General features: G+C 46.3%; 18 protein-coding genes and 1 other annotated feature. All 18 genes read right to left on the reverse strand.

The window, feature by feature from the left end; translation table 11 throughout:
• Positions 1-10: 10 nt before the first annotated feature.
• Positions 11-3,886 (reverse strand): DNA-directed RNA polymerase subunit beta, encoded by a 3,876-nt coding sequence (gene rpoB, locus OCV99_RS10255; protein ID WP_158370342.1) that lies wholly within the window; start codon positions 3,884-3,886, stop codon positions 11-13.
• 336 nt (positions 3,887-4,222) lie between these two features.
• Positions 4,223-4,600 (reverse strand): 50S ribosomal protein L7/L12, encoded by a 378-nt coding sequence (rplL, locus tag OCV99_RS10260; protein ID WP_158370344.1) that lies wholly within the window; start codon positions 4,598-4,600, stop codon positions 4,223-4,225.
• 44 nt (positions 4,601-4,644) lie between these two features.
• The gene (rplJ, locus tag OCV99_RS10265) at positions 4,645-5,193 is read right to left on the reverse strand and encodes a 50S ribosomal protein L10 (protein ID WP_158370346.1); all 549 of its coding nucleotides are present in this window, start codon (positions 5,191-5,193) and stop codon (positions 4,645-4,647) included.
• Positions 5,194-5,407: 214 nt separating this feature from the next.
• Positions 5,408-5,552: a sequence feature (ribosomal protein L10 leader region), on the reverse strand.
• A gap of 274 nt (positions 5,553-5,826) precedes the next feature.
• Complete coding sequence (rplA, locus tag OCV99_RS10270) at positions 5,827-6,519, reverse strand: 50S ribosomal protein L1 (RefSeq protein ID WP_158370348.1); 693 nt, start codon at positions 6,517-6,519, stop codon at positions 5,827-5,829.
• 79 nt (positions 6,520-6,598) lie between these two features.
• Positions 6,599-7,024, reverse strand: a complete 426-nt coding sequence (rplK, locus tag OCV99_RS10275) for a 50S ribosomal protein L11 (protein WP_158370350.1) — start codon at positions 7,022-7,024, stop codon at positions 6,599-6,601.
• Between the two features lie 64 nt (positions 7,025-7,088).
• Positions 7,089-7,604, reverse strand: coding sequence for a transcription termination/antitermination protein NusG (nusG, locus tag OCV99_RS10280; protein WP_158370352.1), 516 nt, complete (start codon positions 7,602-7,604; stop codon positions 7,089-7,091).
• Between the two features lie 31 nt (positions 7,605-7,635).
• Positions 7,636-7,830, reverse strand: coding sequence for a preprotein translocase subunit SecE (secE, locus tag OCV99_RS10285; protein WP_158370354.1), 195 nt, complete (start codon positions 7,828-7,830; stop codon positions 7,636-7,638).
• A 24-nt stretch (positions 7,831-7,854) separates the two neighbouring features.
• Positions 7,855-8,004, reverse strand: coding sequence for a 50S ribosomal protein L33 (gene rpmG, locus OCV99_RS10290; RefSeq protein WP_158370356.1), 150 nt, complete (start codon positions 8,002-8,004; stop codon positions 7,855-7,857).
• 152 nt (positions 8,005-8,156) lie between these two features.
• Entirely contained in the window at positions 8,157-8,879 is a 723-nt protein-coding gene (locus OCV99_RS10295) for a CpsD/CapB family tyrosine-protein kinase (RefSeq protein ID WP_158370358.1), read from the reverse strand.
• Positions 8,860-9,591 carry a CpsB/CapC family capsule biosynthesis tyrosine phosphatase gene (locus OCV99_RS10300; RefSeq protein ID WP_158370360.1) on the reverse strand — a complete coding sequence of 244 codons (732 nt, stop codon included), beginning with the start codon at positions 9,589-9,591 and terminating at the stop codon, positions 8,860-8,862. Before OCV99_RS10300 ends, OCV99_RS10295 begins: the two co-directional genes overlap by 20 nt.
• A 76-nt stretch (positions 9,592-9,667) precedes the next feature.
• The gene (locus OCV99_RS10305; protein ID WP_158370362.1) at positions 9,668-10,288 is read right to left on the reverse strand and encodes a hypothetical protein; all 621 of its coding nucleotides are present in this window, start codon (positions 10,286-10,288) and stop codon (positions 9,668-9,670) included.
• A gap of 70 nt (positions 10,289-10,358) precedes the next feature.
• A complete protein-coding gene (locus OCV99_RS10310; RefSeq protein WP_158370364.1) occupies positions 10,359-11,321 on the reverse strand; it encodes an LCP family protein in 963 nt (320 codons plus the stop codon).
• The gene (gene srtB / locus OCV99_RS10315) at positions 11,311-12,075 is read right to left on the reverse strand and encodes a class B sortase (RefSeq protein ID WP_158370366.1); all 765 of its coding nucleotides are present in this window, start codon (positions 12,073-12,075) and stop codon (positions 11,311-11,313) included. The genes OCV99_RS10310 and srtB overlap by 11 nt, the downstream gene beginning before the upstream one ends.
• Entirely contained in the window at positions 12,076-12,777 is a 702-nt protein-coding gene (locus OCV99_RS10320) for a YveK family protein (protein WP_158370368.1), read from the reverse strand.
• A gap of 143 nt (positions 12,778-12,920) precedes the next feature.
• Positions 12,921-14,246: a TIGR02679 domain-containing protein gene (locus tag OCV99_RS10325; RefSeq protein ID WP_158370370.1), complete on the reverse strand. Its 1,326-nt coding sequence runs from the start codon at positions 14,244-14,246 to the stop codon at positions 12,921-12,923.
• Entirely contained in the window at positions 14,239-18,342 is a 4,104-nt protein-coding gene (locus OCV99_RS10330; RefSeq protein WP_158370428.1) for a TIGR02680 family protein, read from the reverse strand. The genes OCV99_RS10325 and OCV99_RS10330 overlap by 8 nt, the downstream gene beginning before the upstream one ends.
• The gene (locus OCV99_RS10335; protein WP_158370372.1) at positions 18,335-19,474 is read right to left on the reverse strand and encodes a TIGR02678 family protein; all 1,140 of its coding nucleotides are present in this window, start codon (positions 19,472-19,474) and stop codon (positions 18,335-18,337) included. The genes OCV99_RS10330 and OCV99_RS10335 overlap by 8 nt, the downstream gene beginning before the upstream one ends.
• Positions 19,471-20,955, reverse strand: a complete 1,485-nt coding sequence (locus tag OCV99_RS10340; protein WP_158370374.1) for a TIGR02677 family protein — start codon at positions 20,953-20,955, stop codon at positions 19,471-19,473. Before OCV99_RS10340 ends, OCV99_RS10335 begins: the two co-directional genes overlap by 4 nt.
• Positions 20,956-21,048: the final 93 nt, after the last annotated feature.

The raw sequence follows: 21,048 nt of genomic DNA on the forward strand, positions 1-21,048 counted from the left end.
GCACCCCTTCCTATTCATCATCTGACAATTCATCAAATTCAATCATGAAATCATCATCGTCCGGCTCATCGAATTCGTCAAATTCATCGTCGTCCGGCTCATCTACGTCAACAAGTTCCTCTCCCTCGAATTCCTGAGCTGTATAGCCATGCTCTCCGAAGTTCTCATCATCGGAATAGTGTCTGTCTCCTTCAATCAGAGAATGGAAATCTGTCTCACCCATGTCAACCGTCTCCATAATCTCCACTTCTGTATTATCATCACGGAGCACACGTACATCCAGACCCAGTGACTGCAATTCCTTAAGAAGCACCTTGAAGGATTCCGGAATTCCCGGTTCAGGGATGTTCTCGCCCTTAATAATCGCTTCATAAGTCTTCACACGTCCGGTCACATCGTCAGATTTGATCGTCAGGATCTCCTGCAGCGTGTAGGATGCACCATACGCTTCCAACGCCCAAACTTCCATCTCTCCGAAACGCTGTCCGCCGAACTGGGCTTTTCCACCCAGAGGCTGCTGCGTTACCAGTGAATATGGTCCGGTAGAACGGGCATGGATCTTATCGTCTACCAGATGATGCAGCTTCAGGTAATGCATGTGTCCAATGGTTACCGGACTGTCGAAATACTCTCCGGTACGACCGTCACGCAGGCGGACTTTACCATCCCTTGAAAGCGGTACTCCCTTCCACAGCTCCCTGTGATCCCGGTTGTCATACAAATACTGCATAACCTCCGGAAGAAGTTCTTCCTTATGCCGCTTCTCAAACTCTTCCCACTCCAGATTTACGTAGTCATTCGCCAAATCCAGCGTATCCATAATATCATTTTCATCAGCGCCGTCAAATACCGGCGTTGCAATGTTAAATCCTAATGCTTTTGCTGCCAGTGACAGATGGATCTCCAACACCTGTCCGATATTCATACGTGAAGGTACACCCAATGGGTTCAGAACAATATCCAGCGGACGTCCATTGGGCAGGAACGGCATATCCTCAACAGGAAGCACACGGGAAACAACACCCTTGTTACCGTGACGTCCCGCCATCTTATCACCCACGGAAATCTTTCTTTTCTGGGCAATGTAAATGCGCACGCACTGGTTTACGCCCGGAGAAAGTTCATCACCATTTTCTCTGGTAAATACCTTCGCATCTACAACAATACCATACTCACCGTGAGGTACTTTCAAAGAAGTATCTCTGACTTCACGCGCCTTCTCACCAAAGATTGCACGGAGAAGCCTTTCTTCTGCCGTAAGCTCTGTCTCTCCCTTCGGAGTAACCTTACCCACCAGAATATCTCCGGCACGAACCTCCGCACCAATGCGGATAATTCCCCTGTCGTCCAGATTCTTCAGCGCATCATCGCCGACACCCGGAATATCTCTTGTAATTTCCTCCGGCCCAAGCTTGGTATCACGTGCTTCTGCTTCATACTCTTCAATATGAATAGAAGTATATACATCATCGCGGACCAGTCTCTCACTCAAAAGAACTGCATCCTCGTAGTTATAGCCTTCCCACGTCATAAAACCAATCAACGGGTTCTTGCCAAGCGCCATCTCTCCGTTAGAAGTAGATGGTCCGTCTGCAATTACCTGCCCTGCTTCCACCCGGTCTCCTTTAAAGACAATCGGCCTCTGGTTGTAGCAGTTACTCTGATTACTGCGGAGGAACTTGGTTAATTTATATTTCTTCAACGATTTATCATCCTGACGAATCGTAATTTCCGTAGAAGTAGAACGCTCAACAATACCGCCCGCTTCTGCAATGATGCAGACGCCGGAGTCCACTGCTGATTTTTCTTCCATACCTGTTCCTACTACCGGAGCTTCCGTCAGCATAAGCGGTACCGCCTGACGCTGCATGTTGGATCCCATCAGCGCACGGTTCGCATCGTCATTTTCCAGGAAAGGAATCAATGCTGTAGCCACAGAGAACACCATCTTCGGAGACACGTCCATGTAATCAAACATGGTTCTCTCATATTCCTGCGTCTCTTCACGGTAACGACCGGATACATTCTTATGGATGAAATGTCCTTCCTCATCCAACGGCTCATTCGCCTGTGCCACATGGTAATTATCTTCTTCGTCAGCAGTCATGTACACTACTTCTTCTGTTACCACCGGGTTCTTTGGATCGTCATGATTAATCTTGCGGTACGGAGCTTCTACGAAACCATACTGGTTAATTCTCGCATAGCACGCCAGAGAGTTAATCAAACCGATATTCGGACCTTCAGGCGTCTCAATCGGGCACATTCTTCCATAATGAGAATAGTGAACGTCTCGAACCTCGAATCCGGCACGATCTCTTGACAGACCGCCGGGGCCAAGGGCGGAAAGACGTCTCTTGTGTGTCAGCTCACCCAGCGGATTGTTCTGATCCATGAACTGTGACAGCTGGGAAGAACCAAAGAACTCCTTCACCGCCGCCGTAACCGGCTTAATATTAATCAGGGACTGCGGGGAAATTCCCTCCAGATCCTGTGTTGTCATACGCTCACGGACAACCCTCTCCAGTCTTGACAGACCGATTCTGTACTGGTTCTGAAGAAGCTCACCGACAGAACGAATACGCCGATTGCCCAAATGGTCAATATCGTCATCATTTCCCAGGCCATATTCCAAATGAATATTATAGTTTACAGAAGCCAAAATGTCTTCCTTCGTTATATGTTTCGGAATCAGGTCGTGGAGATCCCTGCGGATCAAACGCTTCAGCTCATCCACATCTCCGGCAGATTCCTCCAAAATTCCTGCAAGAACCGGATAATATACCTGTTCCGTAACCCCTACTTCCTTCGGGTCAATATCAACAATTGCCTGAAGATCCACCATCATGTTAGAAAGAACTTTAATATTTCTCTCTTCTTCCTCACGCTCAATCCACACGAAAGGAGCAGCCGCATTCTGAATCGCGTCCGCAATTTCTCTGGTAATCTTCGTCCCTTTTTCAGCAATCACTTCGCCGGTAAGCGGGCTTGCCACATCTTCAGCAAGAACCTGACCAGTAATTCGGTTTTTAAGGGCCAGCTTCTTATTAAACTTATAACGTCCGACCTTCGCCAGATCATAACGTCTCGGGTCAAAGAACATACTTGTAATCAAGCTTTCTGCACTGTCTACGGCAAGCGGCTCGCCCGGACGTATTTTCTTATATAATTCCAGAAGTCCTTCCTGATAATTGGTGGCAGCATCCTTTTCAAAGCTTGCCAGAATCTTCGGCTCCTCGCCGAATAATTCAATGATTTCAGGATTCGTACCGATACCAAGCGCACGGATCAGCACAGTAATCGGCACCTTTCTTGTTCTGTCTACACGAACATAAAAAACGTCATTGGAGTCTGTCTCATATTCCAACCATGCGCCACGGTTCGGAATAACGGTAGATGAAAAAAGCCTTTTTCCAAGTTTGTCATGCGCAATTGCATAATAAATGCCGGGCGAACGAACCAACTGGCTTACAATAACACGTTCCGCACCGTTAATCACAAACGTACCAGTCGCCGTCATCAACGGCAGGTCACCCATAAAGATCTCATGCTCATTGATCTCGTCTGTTTCTTTGTTGTGAAGTCTTACCCTCACCTTCAGCGGCGCCGCATACGTCGCGTCACGCTCTTTACACTCTTCAATCGTGTACTTCACATCATCTTCACACAAGGTAAAATCCACAAATTCCAGGCTCAAATGACCGCTGTAATCGCTAATCGGAGAAATGTCATCAAATACTTCTTTTAATCCTTCATCCAGGAACCACTGGTAGGAATCTTTCTGGACTTCAATCAAATTAGGCATCTGAAGCACTTCTTTTTGTCTGGAATAGCTCATGCGTGAGCTTTTTCCGCTTTTGATAGGACGAATTCTGTTTTTCTCCATATGACGTTTCACTCCTTGTATATTTTTTGTAAGGTTTTACCGAAGAAACCTTCATATTTCCCAGATTTACTCACGTTTTTATGGCCTATAATGCCATAATAGCGTACTATCAACTATACCACAAAGTCAAGAAATTTGTCAAGCAAAAAGTTAATTCAAGACGTAGTAAAGTGACACTTTACTACGTCTTGAATTAACTTTTACCCTGTACCCAATTGAACGCAGGGGTGTCCCTCAATGAAAAGTATTCCCAGATTTACCCATTTCAATCACAAAAGGAACCCCACATACATGGGGTTCCTTCCACTCATTTCACAATTCACATTCCATTCAGAATTATTTAAGGTTAACTTCTGCGCCTTCGCCTTCAAGCTTAGCCTTGATTTCTTCTGCTTCTGCCTTAGAAACACCTTCTTTTACTACCTTCGGTGCTCCGTCTACTAATTCCTTAGCTTCCTTCAGACCAAGTCCTGTAATCTCACGTACAGCCTTGATTACTTTTACTTTAGAAGCGCCTGCTGCAACTAATTCTACGTCAAACTCATCTTTCTCTTCTGCTGCAGCAGCTCCATCTCCAGCTGCTGCTGCAACTACAACGCCTGCTGCTGCAGATACACCAAATTCTTCTTCACATGCTTTTACTAAGTCATTTAACTCTAATACAGATAACTCTTTGATAGCTTCAATAAATTCTGCTGTTGTTAATTTAGCCATTTTATTTTCCTCCATTTTTCAATTATTTTATTTGATAACTATTCCTACTCCTCTGTTGCCGGAGCCTCTGCTGCTTCCTCTGCCGGAGCTTCTTCTGCTGCGGCCGGAGCGCCTCCCTGCTCTGCAATCTGATTAAGTACACGAGCAAGATTGGTAATTGGTGACTGTAAGCTTCCAAGCAATTTGGACAGAAGTTCTTCTCTTGACGGAATCTTTGCAATCTCTCCAAGAGCTTCTGCGTCATATGCCACGCCTTCAACCACACCAGCTTTTAATTCAAGAGCCTTCGCATCTTTTGCAAATTTGCAAATAATTCTTGCCGGAGCTGTCGCGTCATCCTTAGAAATCGCAATTGCGCTCGGTCCTTCCAAGTGCTCGTCTAAAGCAGCGAACTCAGTTCCTTCAAAAGCTCTCTTCATCATTGTGTTTTTACAAACCTTGTAAATGATTCCCGCTTCTCTTAACTGTTTACGAAGCTCTGTATCCTGAGCAACCGTCAGTCCACGGTAATCAACCAGCACGATTGACTGTGCGCCCTGAATATCATCTACAATAGCCTGTACGATAGGTTGTTTTAATTCAACTTTTGCCACGAATGGTGCACCTCCTTGTTAGATTTTGGTTTTCGCACCGCCGATAGATAGAACAAAGCGGACAGGTCCGCTTCGAACACCCTGTATCCCTCAATCCTTGCGGGACTTGCTCCGCTTTGCGGCGCCGATGTGCGGCTGCTGCAAGCAGCCTTCCTTTGCACATCGTGCGCATCCCGCGGAGTTTTTAATGATATAGGAAATTCGAAGAAATTTCCTATATCATTAAAAGCCTCTGCATCCAAAGACGCAGAGGCTCATAAATTCATACACATTGTATCAAATCTATCCTTCCTCGGTAGGCGTTTCTATCCTTACGCTTTTACAGCACCTACTGTCTTCGGCAGTTACTTGATTAAAATAGCATACTTTTCAATACATGTCAATATTTTTAGAATAAAAAATTTGTTTAAAAAGTAACAGTTCCGCCCGCGCCATTCGCAAAACGCATCTACGATGTTTCTCCGCTACTATGCAGCTATTTTTGCTCATAAAATGGCGCTCCGCTCATAAACCGGATCGTGTGTTCATTCATGCAAGCATGATTCACCCACAATCCGGCTTATGGCTGAACCGTTACCTAAAAAAGGAGTATCAGGCCAAAGCCCAATACCCCTTTTATTCTATTCGATGTTATTAGCCTAATTTAGCCGGATTAATCTTCACTCCCGGTCCCATGGTAGAAGTAAGTACCACGCTCTTTAAGAACTGGCCCTTTACTGCTGCTGGTCTGGCTTTATTAATCGCATCGATAAGCGTCTGGAAGTTGTCTGCAAGCTGCTCTTCGGTAAAGGATGCTTTACCTACCGGCACATGAATAATATTTGTCTTATCAAGTCTGTACTCAATCTTACCAGCTTTGATCTCCTGAATCGCCTTTGTTACGTCCATCGTTACAGTACCGGCCTTCGGGTTCGGCATAAGTCCTTTTGGTCCAAGTACACGACCGATACGTCCTACAACACCCATCATGTCTGGTGTAGCAACTACAACGTCAAATTCAAACCAGTTTTCCTTCTGGATCTTCTCGATCAGTTCCATTCCTCCAACGTAATCTGCTCCTGCTGCCTTTGCTTCATCTGCCTTGGCATCCTTCGCAAATACCAGGATACGAACCTTCTTACCCGTTCCGTGCGGCAGTACAACCGCTCCACGGATCTGCTGGTCAGCGTGGCGTCCATCACAGCCTGTTCTGATATGAGCTTCAATTGTTTCATCAAATTTAGCTACTGCTGTTTTCTTCACTAATGCAACTGCTTCATCTCTATCATAAAGAGTTCCTCTGTCAATCGTTTTAGCAGCCTCAATATATTTCTTTCCTCGTTTCATTAAAAAATACCTCCTTGTGGTAATGTCGGGATAACCCTCCCACTTTTTGCTTCATTAAAATTCAGTTGCTCCCGGTCTCCTAATCAACTACAGTTACTCCCATAGAACGGCAAGTACCTGCAATCATACTCATTGCCGCTTCTACGCTTGCCGCGTTAAGATCCGGCATCTTTGTCTCAGCGATTTCCTGCAGCTGAGCTTTCGTAATTGTTGCAACCTTTTTCTTATTCGGAACGCCTGAACCGGATTTAATCTTGCAGGCCTTCTTAATCAAAACTGCTGCCGGTGGTGTCTTTGTAATGAAGCTGAAACTTCTGTCATTATAAACCGTGATAACTACAGGGATAATCATATCACCCTGATCTGCGGTTCTTGCATTAAACTGCTTTGTAAATTCAACGATATTCACGCCATGCTGTCCAAGTGCAGGACCAACCGGCGGAGCCGGAGTTGCCTTGCCGGCAGGAATCTGCAATTTAATATAACCTTCTACTTTTTTTGCCATGTCTAATTACCTCCTTGTGGTAATGTCGGGAACGTCATACACGCCCCTCCCACTTTTGAATCTGTTACATTTTTTTCACTTCAGCGAAACTTAATTCCACTGGCGTTTCGCGGCCAAATAGCTCAACATTGATTGTAAGACTCTGCTTTTGCATATTCATTGTCTGGATAGTGCCGACAGTATCTGCCCATGCACCGGAAATCACCTGGATAGTATCTCCGATTTCATAATCCACAACAATGTCCTCCTGTCTGATACCCAGTCCGGCCATTTCCGCATCCGTAAGCGGAACCGGCTTGGAGCCTGGTCCGACAAATCCTGTCACACCTCTTGTATTACGCACCACATACCATGTGTCATCATTCATAAACATATGGATCAGCACATAACCGGGAAACATCTTCTTCTGTGTCGCCTTCTGAACGCCGTTTTTCAATTCCACGACATCCTGCATCGGAACACGCACTTCCAGAATCTGATCTTCCAGATGTCTGTTCTCAATTGTCTTATCAATGTTCGCTTTCACCTTGTTTTCATACCCTGAATAGGTATGAACTACATACCATTTTGCCTCTGACATAAAATCACCTTTCTTGCATGCAGTTTATCAGTTATCTTACTAATAAATCTACACCGTACTGCACCAGGAAATCAACGATTGCAATAATCACTCCTACTGCTACAGTCACAGAAACTACTGCCGTTGTCTGCTTTGCAAGTGTCACTTTATCTGGCCAAATGACTTTCTTAAATTCTGCCTTCATTCCTTTGAACCAGCTTTTTTTCTGAGTCTTCTGATCACTCATGAAATTCACACTCCTTCTTGACGACTATTTCGTTTCTTTGTGCAATGTGTGTGATTTACAGAATCTACAGTACTTCTTGGTTTCCATGCGTTCCGGATGTTTTTTCTTATCCTTGGTCATGTTGTAGTTACGCTGCTTGCATTCTGTACATTCTAATGTAATTCTAGTACGCACAACTTCCACCTCGCTTCATATTTGTAATATTAACGTGTTACTCCCGACAGCTTGCAGGGCTGCCGGATTTTAGGCATAAAAAAAAGACCTACTTCCATCGCCACAATACTATATCATAATACCCACAATGAAGTCAAGCCTTTTCTCTTCTTCTATTCTTTCTCTTCCGGCTCGTACCGGTAATACTCTCCGTATCCTTTCTTACCATAACTGGCGCCGTAATATTTATTGTAATAGCCGCCCTGTTTTTTGCGGTCCACCTTATTCAGGACAACTCCCATAACGGTACATCCTGCATTCTCCAGCTTCTCTTTTACATTCTGCGCCAAACGGTATTTCGTCTTCGCAGATTCTACCACCATGATTGCACCGTCGCAATTCTTCGCAATAATCGCAGCATCAATTACCATACCAAGCGGCGGAGAATCAATAATAATGTATTCATAAACTTTACGCAGTGACTCTATCATACTGCGGAAACGCTTTGTAGACAACAGTTCCGTAGGATTCGGAACCAGTGGTCCGGCAAGCATTACATGCATCTTCGGCACATTTGTTTCTATCACAATATCCGCAAGAGAACACTGTCCGGACAGGAAATGGGACAATCCTTGTTCCACGCCCTGAATCTGAAGTCTGGAAACCATCACCGATTTGCGCATATCCGCATCAATCAGAAGTACCGGTTTATTCAACTCTGCGAACGTATATGCAAGCTCAATCGCACTCCGGGTCTTTCCTTCTCCCGGCACGCAGCTCGTCACAAGGATTACTCTTTTATCATCCCCACAAAATTGAACATTGGTACGCAATGTCTTCAACGCCTCTCTTGTTGCATATGCCATTTGTCGAATTTCAATCTTTGCCTTTTTCATAACCCTCTCCTGCTTTAATAATATTAAGCGGGTTTTTCACAAAAACCCTGTGGACATACTCCCGTCCATATCTGCGCTCCACATATGCGGAGCACTTTCCCAAATTCGGCTTTCTTCTTTTTCCGTCATGTGCGTCCGACGCAATGAAATCCACCAAATCCTCATCCATAAGACCTTTTATATATTTCTTTGTCTTTCTGCCGCTGCCTCCCAGAACCGCCCCTGCATTCACCTGAATATAAGCTCCTAATTCTCTTAGTTCCTGCACAAGATCCGGCATCCTGCAGCAGTCATATCTTTCTATGTGCGCAACAATCGGATTATAGCCCCGCGCAACAAGCTCATATATATGATTTCGTATCGTCAGGAAGGTATCATCCGGAGCGAATTCTATCAAAACATAATCCGAACCCGCCATCAACGGATGTTTCCCAGCCTCAATATCTGCGGCCATCTCTGCATACCGGTAAAATTCACACCCCAGATACAGACGAATCCCTTTCGCTTCCGCCGCCTTCTTCATAAGCTGATAATACTTTTCTATTCGCTCCGCCGGAGCTTCAAACATATGCGGCCGGTAATGAGGAGTTGCAATTGCGACGCGCACACCCTCATCATACATGGCGGCGAGCACTTTTCCTGCCTCTTCCACCGTCTCCGGTCCATCATCTACTCTGGGAATCAGATGACAATGAATATCTACTAATTTCATAATGAGGTTTCCTTCCAAAAAAAACTCTTCTCACGGAGAAGTCTCCCAGAAGAGTTTTCTTTCTAATCCACTCAGACTATCTTAATACAGATTTTTTCTTCAGTCCGCACAAAGCAACTACCGCAACGATTCCCATCAACGCAATCGCCGTTGATGAAGAAGCGCTTGTCTTCGGAGAAACAGTAGTCGTAGATAAAGTTGTCTTATCTACTACAAATGCCAGCAAAGATGCGCTGTTAATTGTAAATGTAACCGTTCCGTTTCCTACCGTCACTGCTAACTTCTCCCAGGCACTTCCGTTCCAGCAAAGTACATACACCTTGCTTCCCTCTGTAACGCCGGGCATATTAACCGTCATCGTTACCGGGAACTCAACATCGCCCTCTGCCTTTGTATATTTGACATCCGTAACAATCATATTCGCATTCCAATCTGAACCCATAGCATTTTTCAGGCCGTCTTCTGTCCTGATCTCAGCCGCCGGTGCCTGATATTCTTCCGGTATTGAAGAATCATCCGTATCTACCAGAGAAATCTTACTGGTAACATCCTGTCCGTTTGCATCCAGGGCACGCGCAACACCGCGTACACGGAATACAGTGCTTCCGCTCGGGCTGTCTGCCGCGCATACGGACATTCCCAAACACATCACAACCGCCATTGTCAGCGCCATTATTCTTGTTAATTTTGCTTTCATTTTTATTTCCTCCCTACACATCATCATCACAAAATCATTTTTTGCTGTACTACTTTATAATATAACACTTTTATACTTCTTTGTAAAAGTATTTTACAAGAATTGTTTTCATTTCTTCCGCATTAACAACAAATTGCGCATACCCGTCCTTTTCTGTCACCTCTCCCGGAAGCTCCAGCATGTCCTCTGCATATTTATATTCCGCAAGATCTGCCAATTCATCCGCTGTCATGTTCGTAGTTACATAAGGTTCTATCTCCTGATACATAGATACATATTCCTCTTTTTCCAGAGAAAGATTCCTCATTTTCTGTATCAGCGCTCCCATAAATTGAGACTGTCGTTCCATTCGCTGATTATTGCTGTCCAGGCTCTGCACGTCTCTGCTCCGCACATATTTTTCCGCCATCCCACCATCCAGCGTAACTTCGGCGCCCGCATAAAACGCCGGGTCAATCTCCGTATAATCCTCCGGAACCGTAAGCGTCACGCCGCCGATAACATCCGTCGCAGCCGCAATCCCATCCAGCGACAACGCTATATAGGAATCCACTTCTATTCCTCCCAGCAGCTCGCTCACACGCTCACCCGTCAGACGGCAGCTCCGGTTCTTTCCGTCACCAAACGCATACTGGAGCGCGATCTGCCCTTCTGTCGTCATCAGCAGCTCATTATTGGTATCGTAAATATCCAAATCTACTACCGTATCCCTGGAAATCTGTATGATCTTCCCTTCTTTGGTTTCACGGTTCATTACCAACAGATTCAGGCTATCTGTCTGTCCCGCATCACCAGGCTGATTTCCAACCTCTGCCTGCGCTTCCTTATCTACACCCATAAAAAGCACCGTATAGATATCCGGATTCCTCTTATACTTCTTGCCATTATACGTAAGATATTCTTCCTGATAATCCTTTTCTTCCGCCGGCTCCTTCTGACTTTCTTTTCCCTGATAGACCGTGTAGCCGACACCACACAACAACGCCAGGCAAACCAGCCCCAATAAAACCAGAAGTATATTTTTACTTTTCATCCACTAACACTGCCCCTAACAAAAATCTGTGATGCGGTTCCGACTCCAGGCAGGTACTCAGTGTAATAATCCGATCCTCTGGCGTAACCTCCACACCTTCCGCAAATTGATTCCGCACATCCTCAGATGCATATAGGGAATCCAGAAATGCCTGCCGTCCTGATTCCGCCGAGAAATCAAAGGAAACCGGAATCAGTCTATCATCATATACCACCGCTGCAAACACTTTATAGCTCCGTATATGGTCTCTTGTATAAACCGTTATATTCTGATGGCTCTTTAGGTAATCCATATCCATATAATTGTGGACATCGTGAAACATCGTCTCATTGCCATTTCCCATTCTATGTCCATAAATCACTGTATTATAATCCGTAAAATCAGCCGCATTATACGTCTGTATAAAAATAGCCCCCGCCGGAGAATAATTTCCTTCCCAGGAATGCTCCAGATAGAATTCTTCATCCGTTCTGCTTTGGACGATTGGATAATCAATATGTGTATCTTCTATTCTTATCCATGCACACACTTCCGGATTCTGCGCCTGGAGCGAAGCAAAATCAATAGGAATTTCCACAGGCTCCGCCGCTTCCGGTGTCTCCTCATTACTTTCTATCTTATACTCTTCATACTCTTCTGCTGTCCCCATATTTTCCCGGGGCATCCAGATATAATACCAAATAAGATATGCACCGCAGAGCACAGCAATCAGCGAAAAAACACCCATCAATATCTTGCGTATTCTATCACCCAACTATTTACGCCTCTTTTCCAGCGGCATCGCTGCAAGTGTATGTAAACCGAGATATTTTCGCACATCTTCTTCCGTCTGGATCGTGTCATTCATCAGATACTGAACCAGAATAAGCAGACACGCCAGCGCTGCGCCTGCCAGACCGCCCATCAGCACATTCTTCTGAAAATTCGGGCTTGCAGGACTTGTGGGTTCTACCGCTCTCTCTGCAATATTAGGCTTATCCGTATTCATAATATCCGCAACCTGCTCCGTCATAACCTCAGCGTAGGCATTAGAAAGCTTTGCTGCCGTCGCAGGATCCGGATCGGTTACTGTAAGCTTCAGCATATGTGTCTCTGAAGGATTTTCCACGTTCATACGGGATACCAGCTCCGAGTAGGTCAAATCCATCCCCGATGTTTCAATTACTTCGTTCACCACAGTTCGGCTCTTAGCAAGCATCTGAAAATCCGCCGTCAGCTGTGTGCCAAGCTGTAAATCAGTCACAGACGTGATACTGGTCGTCTTGGACAAAACATAAATCGTAGATGTAGCAGAATACTGGGGCGTTATCAAAAGCTTGGTATAAAGCCCCGACACCAGCACTCCAAGAACCAGACATCCGATAATCAGCCACCATTTACGCAGAAATAAATGAAACACTTCTATCAGATCTATCTGTGTTTCTTCTATTTTTCTCGTTCGTTCACTTTCATTCATATACTCTTCTCCTGTATAACTATCTTTTCATACATCTAACATCGTCCATTCTAGCATGAAAAAAAACCCTTATCAACCACAAAAAGATTTTTTCCATTAATTGTACAATTTCCGCCTGAAAGCGGTCTGTTTTTGTATAAAATTTACTCATGTCCGACACTGTGCCTTTTTAGTGAGAGACACAGTTTCTCAATCATCGCTTCCTGGTATGCCGCTTTCCTTTCTCTGCCGATTGCTTCTTTCATTTCCTGAAGCTCACTGATGCGGACACGTTCCAGCTTCTTCACCCTTCCAGCATCCAGCCTTACTTCTGACAGATGTTTCTCATACCACGGCACGCAATAATTCCATAATTGCAGGCGTTCCTGATACCGTTCCTTCAGCCGCTGTGCAATCAAAAGCCCCTCCGGGTCAAAATCCCCGGCGTACCAAAACACCGTCTCCTCCGGGAATTTATCCATCAGGGCGAGAACCGCCAGCCTGAGCTGACCATTCCCACAAAGAAAAGTACCCTTAGGGAATTCACTAACCAGAACAGAAAACACCGTGGGATTTTCCACCACATAGACCATTCCGGCCTGCCCTTCTATCCTTTCAAGGTTCCCGATTGTCTGAAGCGTCAATTTCACCGGCTCCTGATTTTCCAAAAAGCCTTCCAATCCCATATGAACAGTCCCGTCCGCCCTGTACCCATGGATTCCATAGGCAAGCACGTCATTTGACACCCCGTCTTTCAAAATCCCCGCTTCATAATAAACACTGTATTGATACTCTGCCCGGGAAACTTCCTTTGGCCTGCTCTTCCCAAAACGCTCTTTCAAATAAGCAGACAAAAGTTTCCCGCCCACACGGCCGTCATCAAAATAATGAGGATTGCCTGTAACCTTCGAGGCAAATACTGCCAGAAATTCCGGCTTCTTCCTCTCTGACTTCTCGGGCAGGCATGTATCTGCCTTCATCACATATCCCAGGACATCTGAAAGCTTCTCCGGGCTTTCCCGATACAGCTGCATAATCAGCAGATAGCCCTCCTTCCGCTCTCTCAACACGCTCTCCAGCCAATCCTTCCCCTCTCCCTCCGGGTACCCGGAAAGCAGTTTGCCAAAGAAATCCTTCCTTTTTTCGCTTTGCTTCTGCCGTTCTTCTTTCTTTACTGTCAGCGGCTCTCCAAAATATGCTTCCAGAATTTCTTCCCATGTTATCTCTGAAAACCTGCTGTCCTGCAGGCATTTTTCCATAGCTCCCGCAGAAATGGTGATACTCTTATTTTCAGCATAATCTTTCTGGAAAAAACCGCTCAGCTGATTCCTTTCCTCCCTGTCAAGGCCGGCAAGCACAATCGTGCCTCCCATATGCCCCAGGCTTCCGTATTTATCCCGCACCTTTCGAAACAACTTTTCATAAACAGGGCGGGCTTTAAAATATGCCACGCACTCTTCCAACACAGCGCTTTCATTCCTTTTATCCATGCTGCAAATCCTTCTCCGTTACCATGCTTTTTATTTTCCCATTCCATACATAACGGATGACCGTAACATACTTTATGTTCTCCGGGCGCAGCAATTGATGGATTGCCAATCCCGGCACCGTATCATAATCTCCCCACAAGATCTGGGAATTAATCATGAAGTTAAAGTCAAATTCTACCATTAGCCGGAACATATCCCGGATATTCATCTCGTCTACCCCTGCAAACGCTTCATCCAGTGAAATCAAGCGGGGCGCGTCTTTTCTGGCCCCCGCATATTTCGCTACAACTGCCGAAAAAAGCGGCACATACATAGCCATCGCCTTCTCACCGCCGCTGAAGGTAAAAAATACCCGGTCTGTCAATTCTTTCTTCTTCTCTCCGGTTTTCTGGCATTCCAACTGGAATTCAAACCACTGGCGGTAATCCAGCACTTCCCGCATCACTGCATGGAACGACTGCACATTGCCCGAATCATTCGACGCTTTCCGCGCTTCCTCTATCTTAGAGCGGAAATGTCTCGAAAGCTGCTCTGCTTCTTCCAGACGCATGATTTCCGTATCTTTCTGTAACAGTTCCACCAGTTCCCTGGTGTCCAGCTGCTCCTCCTTGTCTGCGCGCTTGTTCTTCCAACGAAGGCTTAAGGTAAGCCCGCTGGAAGTCTTCATGGACTCCATGAGGGTATTCATCTTTTCCACCCAGCGCTTGCTCGCCTGGATTTTCCCCCTGATTTTTTTACTGATTGTATTCGCCAGAATATCTTCAAACAGCTCTCTATCCTTATCACTCAGCAATCTTTGCTGAATCTGCGCATCTTCACGCATCCCGGCAATCAATTCTTTAAACTTCACAGGCACGCCCCGGTATTTGGCGCCAATGTCAATCCGCCGCATCCCTGTATCAAAAACGCCTGTCTCACTGTCCAGCTCTTCAAATAACGTATGCAGTGTAATCTGGTATTCCAGCAGATATCCGCGGTTCTGATGATACGCTCCCTGGAGATTCTCTAATATCTCGCTCTGCTTCTTACTTCCGAACCTTCCGGCAAGCATACTGCACAGCTTCTTCGCCAGGATCTCCGCGTCATCCTCCCCGAATCGACTCTCCACATAGCCCAGCCGGTATTCCAGCTCAAAGGCACGCTCCAACCGCTCTTTCGTCTCTCTTGCCTTCCCGGCAGCAATCTCCGTCTCTGTCCGCTTCTCCAGAAGCTGCCCCTCCATAGACTTAAGCTCCGACTTACGCGTAACAGAAGCCTCAATCTCTGAAGGAAGCTTTTCCAGCCGCCCCACACAATACTCCAGCCGTTCCCGGATTTTTTCATAATCTGTCAGCGCAAGCTGGGCAAGAACGGATGCCAGGCTCTTTTCGGCCTCTCTTTCCTTCTGCGCCGTCCGATTGAAATCATAACGGATATCGTCCAGATCTTTATCAATTTCTTCCAGATAATTCTCCTGCACCCTGGAAAATGCAATCCCATTGGTATACTTGCCGTAAGTAATCTGAAGCCCTGTCAGCTCTTCTCTATAAGCAGCCAGCGATTCCATGGCTTTCCGGAACACATCCAGCCTCGGCGTAAGGTAACATTTCCGGCATGCCTCCTGCACCTTCAGCCGCACTTCATCCAACGCCCGGCGCTCCGTCTCAACAAGTTCCTTCTGCCTTTTAACCTTGCGTTCTATATCCTCCAGCACAGACTGTTTTCTTTCCAGCTCTTTTGCCGCCGTCTTAAGATCCTGCTCTTTAGGAAATGCTTTCCACTCTGCCTCCAGGGCTTCCTTCCGCCTCCGGATTCCTGCCAGCTCTTCTTCTGCCTGCCGTATTTCCGCCTCCAGCTTCCGGCACATTTCTTCCAATTCCTGTATTTTCTGCTGCTGATACCTCTCTCTTGCCAAAGTGCCAATAAAACAAGGCTGATAGGTGCCGGTGACGGTTCCTTCCACAATTCCCATACCATAATTTCCATTTTCATCAACCCAGGAACCTTCCGCACGCTCTTCTCCTTCACCGTTTTTCCATCCAATGGCTGTAAGAATCCTGGAAACCTGCTGATAAAGAAAGATATCGCCCTCTTCATTATCCACGTCCAGACAATCCATGATATTGTTCCGCACATGGGAGACATCGCCGAAAATGTAACGGTCACATACGCCATCCCCCATAGACAGCGCCTGTTCCCTGTATTCTTCCGGAATAATCAGCGCATCCAGAATTCCCATGTGAAGAAGCGCTTCTTCCAGATTGGCTTTCTGCGCTTCCGTCAGCCTCTTATCAAAATCAATCACCTTATAAAACTGCAGATAAGGGACTCCTTTTTCCTGCAGACGCCTGCGGTTTTCTTCCACCGCCTCACTTCTTTCCGGTTCCGGCTCTTTCTGGTTCTTCCATTGCTCCAGCTCTGCCAACGCCTCGCTGTACTCCGCCTTCTTCCCGTTCAGTTCCTGTCCGGCTTCCATAAGCGCCGCAGAAATCTCCTGGGTTTTCTCTTCAAATTCTCCATTCGCCAGCTCCCGCACCGACCAATAGTCCGTCTCCGTATCATACTGTTCAATTGCCCTTGCCATTTTCTGCAGGGTTCCCGCCGACAAATGCAGCTCTTTATTTCCCTTTTCCCACCGGTAAATATTCTCAATCGTCTCCTGCTTCGTCTCATGCAGAAGATTTTCATACTGTAAGACCTCCCGCTGCGCACGGTTCTTCTCTTCCTGATAGCCATCCAGTTCCTGCAAAAACCTGCTGTATCTCTCCTGGCAGGCTTTTTCCTCCTCCAGCGCCATTTTGCCAGATTCTACCCTCTGCATATAGGTACGCAAAAGCTCTATATGAGAAGCAAAAGAATAGGCGCCGCCCTTCGCGTCCGTCAGTTCTTTCCGCATGAAGGAAAAATCATCAAATGGGATCTCACCCAGTTCTTCTTCCATAACTTTCAAGCTTTCTTCAATGGATTGCCAGAGCAGCTCATTTTCCCGGGACTGTCCTTTAAGCTTCTGCTCTGTTTCCAGGAATCTCTCCCTTTTTTCTTCCTCCTGCCGCTTCTTTTCCTTTAAGGCTTCCTTCGTCCCTTCCAGCTCTCTGCGGATCTCCAGCTCCCTTTCCTTCAGCCTCGCCGCATCGCTGTCCGCAAGGGACTCTCTCTCCTGCAGGCAAATCTTCTGCTCCTGCTTCAGTTCTGTATAGCGCTGTTCTTCCTGCTCCTTCTGCTCCCTGCACCGTGCCATCTCCTGTTCCAGCGATTCCGCTTTTTTCTGAAGCCCCCGGTAATCTTCCGCCGCTTTTACAAATAGCAGCGATTTATCATACAAGGTAATCTCATTATATTGATTGTATACCTTTTCAATCTGCTCTGCCGCATGGATACTATCATACAGCGTATCCAGATTCGTCTTCAGGCTGTCCATATTCTCAATCGCTTCCGACATCGGACGCAAATCATCCTCTGACAGAGTCTGCAGCGAACTGCTTAAGATTTCATTTATCACAGTAGGCTTAAAATCCTTAGAAAGCTTCGGCGTCCTGAGCTGAATCAACAGATCCAAAAGCTCTTTATATTCTTCCATGGTCTCAAACCCAAACAAAAGCCTGTTCACACACTGAGCATACTCTCCCTGCGAATCCATCACCTGCCCGCCGTCGCCAATACGGTTGCGCAACTCCAACTTCGTACATGCAATCTTATTCTGGCCTTCCTTATAAAGGAAAAAATCCTTCCCCACTCTCCGCCCGTCCGTCAGGCAGAAATACCAGGATTCCAGCTTCTTGCTTTTCCTCGCCCTGATTCCAATCCCGAGCGTAAGAAATTCTTCGCTCTCCCTGCGTTTCAGCTCCATGTAAAGATAACCGGTGCGTTCCTGGCGCTCATCCCCTTCTTCCAACAGGTAATTCTCCATTTTTCTTGCCCTTGAGCCAAAAGGATCCAAGCGCTCCGGCCGCATATTTCCATCCAGAAGCAGTGGAATAAAACTCTGCATGGTAACGGACTTCCCGGAACCATTCGCCCCTCTCAGAAGCATCCTTCCATCTAGAAAATAGAATTCCTCCTCGTCATAGTACCAGAAATCCAAAAGCCCCACTCTGTATATCTGCCATTTACTATTCATCTCGTCCTCCGTTTTCCAGAAAATCTTTTGGATACCGCCCGGCAATCTTCCCTGCAGCCGTGCTAATTCTGACATCCTGTCTGTCCTGCTCTATCAGCCCCAGTTCTGTCATATAGGCCTGCACCTCTCCACAGAATTCTCCGGTGGTCATATCTCTGTAAGTCTTAATAAATCCCTTCCCATACCGTTCCTTACAGCTTTCCAGAATCTCCCGGAACTTCTCCCGCGGCAGCCGGATTTCTTCCTGTACGCCGGGTTCTATCCTTCCATCCCGTATCCATTCTCCGATAATTCCATGGATTAACATGACAATATCTGACAGCGTATTTTCTTCCGGAAAACATCTTCCCATCCTGCACTCATCTCCCAACACGAGAAATGCACTCGTTCTGTGCACATGAAGCTCACAATCCAGGTACTCTTCCAAATCTCCCTGAATCATATTGCGGTAATTACGCACATAGGCAAAATCCTCTTCCGTCTCCGCATTTTTATACATTCCCATCGTCATCAGAAGTCTCCGGTAAACCCGTTGCCTTCTTACAATCCCCCGGTCTTCATCCACATCAATCCACTCTTGCTTTTCAAAATCTTCCGGGCTGGAATACCCCATAATATCCTGGGTAAAATTCTTCATAAAATACCGGGATACCCCTGTATTTTCATAGAGAACCTCACTGGTATCATCCTTTGCAAAGCTCTCCTCACTCCCATCATTCACATTCAGCATCCCGCAGCCCACGCAATACTTAATCACCTTAACCAGATGCCTGCGGTAACGGTACACCGTCCAGTCAATCTGCTCTTCCTGATATTGTCCCTGAACATACTCCGTAAGCTCCGACAGCACAAACTGCTCCTCCGCCTCCTTCTCTTCCAGGAACATCAATATCAGGCACAGAAAAACATACTCAATCTTCCGGTTGAATTCCAGAATCCCCATCCAATTCTCCGGCTTCGCCGGCATTTTCTCCACCTTTACCAGATACGAATTCACAATCACCTGATAGCCAAGCTTCTCCATCAGAAATCTCTTCACCGTCCCCAGCTCGTCCTTCATCTGGTAGTACAGCTCTCTGTCCCTGCTTTTTAAAATCCACCGCCTCTCAAGCAATATTTCTAATGTTCTCATAACATCTCCTCAAACACAATCGTATATGCCGGCATCTCAAGATTTCCATCCGGCGATTTCAAAATACAGGTTTCTCCGGGATTCTCCTGTTCCAGGTGATAGATCTGCCCGTCTTCCGTCTTTCCCCGCAGCTCCTTATTCTCCAGCGCCTTCGACAGCCAGGAAAGAAATACATCCCTTACATGCGGCTCTATCTCAGGAAGCCCGGCAAAAGAAAGCCTTCCGTCTCTGATATATCCCTTTAAAAGCTTCCGCTCCTCTTCCATTCTCCGGATTGCCGCAAGGCGCATCTCTTCCTTCTCTCTGGAACGGTCAACAATCCCGCTTCTCATCGCCTTCTCCCTGTAAGTCCGGATTCTCGGCGTCACGGTTACCACATAAGGCTCTTCCTCAAACACTCCGCTATTAATACTTTCTGTCTGCCGCCCCGGAATCCCTTTCAAATGCAGCGGCTTTTCAATGCCAAATACCGATGCCGCCAGGCGGTGCGCTTCGTAAATATCCCGGCACTTAGAAAACATAACTGCAAGCTTGCGGTACTCTTCCCGCCGATTGGCGCCGCCATTGCTGCGCTCACTGATCCTCGATGCATACCGGGTAATCTTCCGGATAATCTCATTCGTAGTATCAAAAACCTTCAAGGCCTCCGATTCCCTTCCATCCACACCCACAAACCACTCTTCCAGACTATCCCAGCGCCCATTTATCTTATCCGTAATCATCTCTTCTGTTATTTCCGTATCTATCCGCGGAATCGCCAACTCATACTGCACCACTTCCGTAAGAATCCCTTCCAGCTGCCCCCTGTCCATTTCCTTTAAGCACTGTTCAATTGACGACACATTCATCTGCAGGCTCCTCACAAAATTCCTCAGATATTCAATCAAATGGTCCTTAAACACAAGAAACTCCTTCGTCTTCATCATTTCTTCTGCCTTCACACTATTCAATTCCCTCATATAATCCTGGTAATTCTGATTCAGCCGGATAAAATCATTGTTCAGATCATTCCACCAGATATAGATATTGTCCTGGCTTTCCCTCGCAATCTCAGGTATTCTCCGAAGATTCATACAGATTCTTTCCAGAAGTGTCGGTTCCAGCGAAGAACTTTCAATAAACAGATTTTCAACACGAATCATCATCCGCTCAATTTCCACGCAAACCTCTGACAATTGATACCGGAACTTCTTATTCTTAAATTCCTCAATCGTAGAAACCTTCTTCGTGTCCTGAATCGTCGAAAGATTACCCCACGCCGTCAAAGCCGCAAGATCCTGCTGGCACTGCTCCGGCGTATAATCCTGGAAATACGGATCCTCCTTCAGTTCCGCATACACCTCTTCCTGATACAGCCAATATTTCAGCTTCTCATACTGCAAATAAAAAAGCCGGATGATTGGGCGGTACCTGTCTGTGTTATCCACATTCAGATATTTCGCTTCCATCATCGGCTTTCTCACCGTCTCCTGTATCTTCATGTATCCGTCCTCGCTCCCTGCCGAACCTCTATCGCTATGTTGTTCCTGCCTCTGTCTCCTGATTTTAGCACAGCAGTGGGCGATTTTCTATAA

The organism is Dorea acetigenes (assembly GCF_025567385.1).
Lineage (GTDB): Bacteria > Bacillota > Clostridia > Lachnospirales > Lachnospiraceae > Claveliimonas > Claveliimonas acetigenes.

What these genes read in the sequence shown, in the direction of transcription:
- OCV99_RS10335 (WP_158370372.1), bottom strand. Translation starts at nt 19,474, where the DNA reads ATGAGAACATTAGAAATATTGCTTGAGAGGCGGTGGATTTTAAAAAGC.
- secE (WP_158370354.1), bottom strand. Translation starts at nt 7,830, where the DNA reads ATGAGTGATCAGAAGACTCAGAAAAAAAGCTGGTTCAAAGGAATGAAG.
- OCV99_RS10310 (WP_158370364.1), bottom strand. Translation starts at nt 11,321, where the DNA reads ATGAAAAGTAAAAATATACTTCTGGTTTTATTGGGGCTGGTTTGCCTG.
- OCV99_RS10320 (WP_158370368.1), bottom strand. Translation starts at nt 12,777, where the DNA reads ATGAATGAAAGTGAACGAACGAGAAAAATAGAAGAAACACAGATAGAT.
- OCV99_RS10330 (WP_158370428.1), bottom strand. Translation starts at nt 18,342, where the DNA reads ATGAATAGTAAATGGCAGATATACAGAGTGGGGCTTTTGGATTTCTGG.
- rpoB (WP_158370342.1), bottom strand. Translation starts at nt 3,886, where the DNA reads ATGGAGAAAAACAGAATTCGTCCTATCAAAAGCGGAAAAAGCTCACGC.
- OCV99_RS10300 (WP_158370360.1), bottom strand. Translation starts at nt 9,591, where the DNA reads ATGAAATTAGTAGATATTCATTGTCATCTGATTCCCAGAGTAGATGAT.
- OCV99_RS10305 (WP_158370362.1), bottom strand. Translation starts at nt 10,288, where the DNA reads ATGAAAGCAAAATTAACAAGAATAATGGCGCTGACAATGGCGGTTGTG.
- rplK (WP_158370350.1), bottom strand. Translation starts at nt 7,024, where the DNA reads ATGGCAAAAAAAGTAGAAGGTTATATTAAATTGCAGATTCCTGCCGGC.
- rplL (WP_158370344.1), bottom strand. Translation starts at nt 4,600, where the DNA reads ATGGCTAAATTAACAACAGCAGAATTTATTGAAGCTATCAAAGAGTTA.
- OCV99_RS10295 (WP_158370358.1), bottom strand. Translation starts at nt 8,879, where the DNA reads ATGAAAAAGGCAAAGATTGAAATTCGACAAATGGCATATGCAACAAGA.
- OCV99_RS10340 (WP_158370374.1), bottom strand. Translation starts at nt 20,955, where the DNA reads ATGAAGATACAGGAGACGGTGAGAAAGCCGATGATGGAAGCGAAATAT.
- OCV99_RS10325 (WP_158370370.1), bottom strand. Translation starts at nt 14,246, where the DNA reads ATGGATAAAAGGAATGAAAGCGCTGTGTTGGAAGAGTGCGTGGCATAT.
- nusG (WP_158370352.1), bottom strand. Translation starts at nt 7,604, where the DNA reads ATGTCAGAGGCAAAATGGTATGTAGTTCATACCTATTCAGGGTATGAA.
- rplA (WP_158370348.1), bottom strand. Translation starts at nt 6,519, where the DNA reads ATGAAACGAGGAAAGAAATATATTGAGGCTGCTAAAACGATTGACAGA.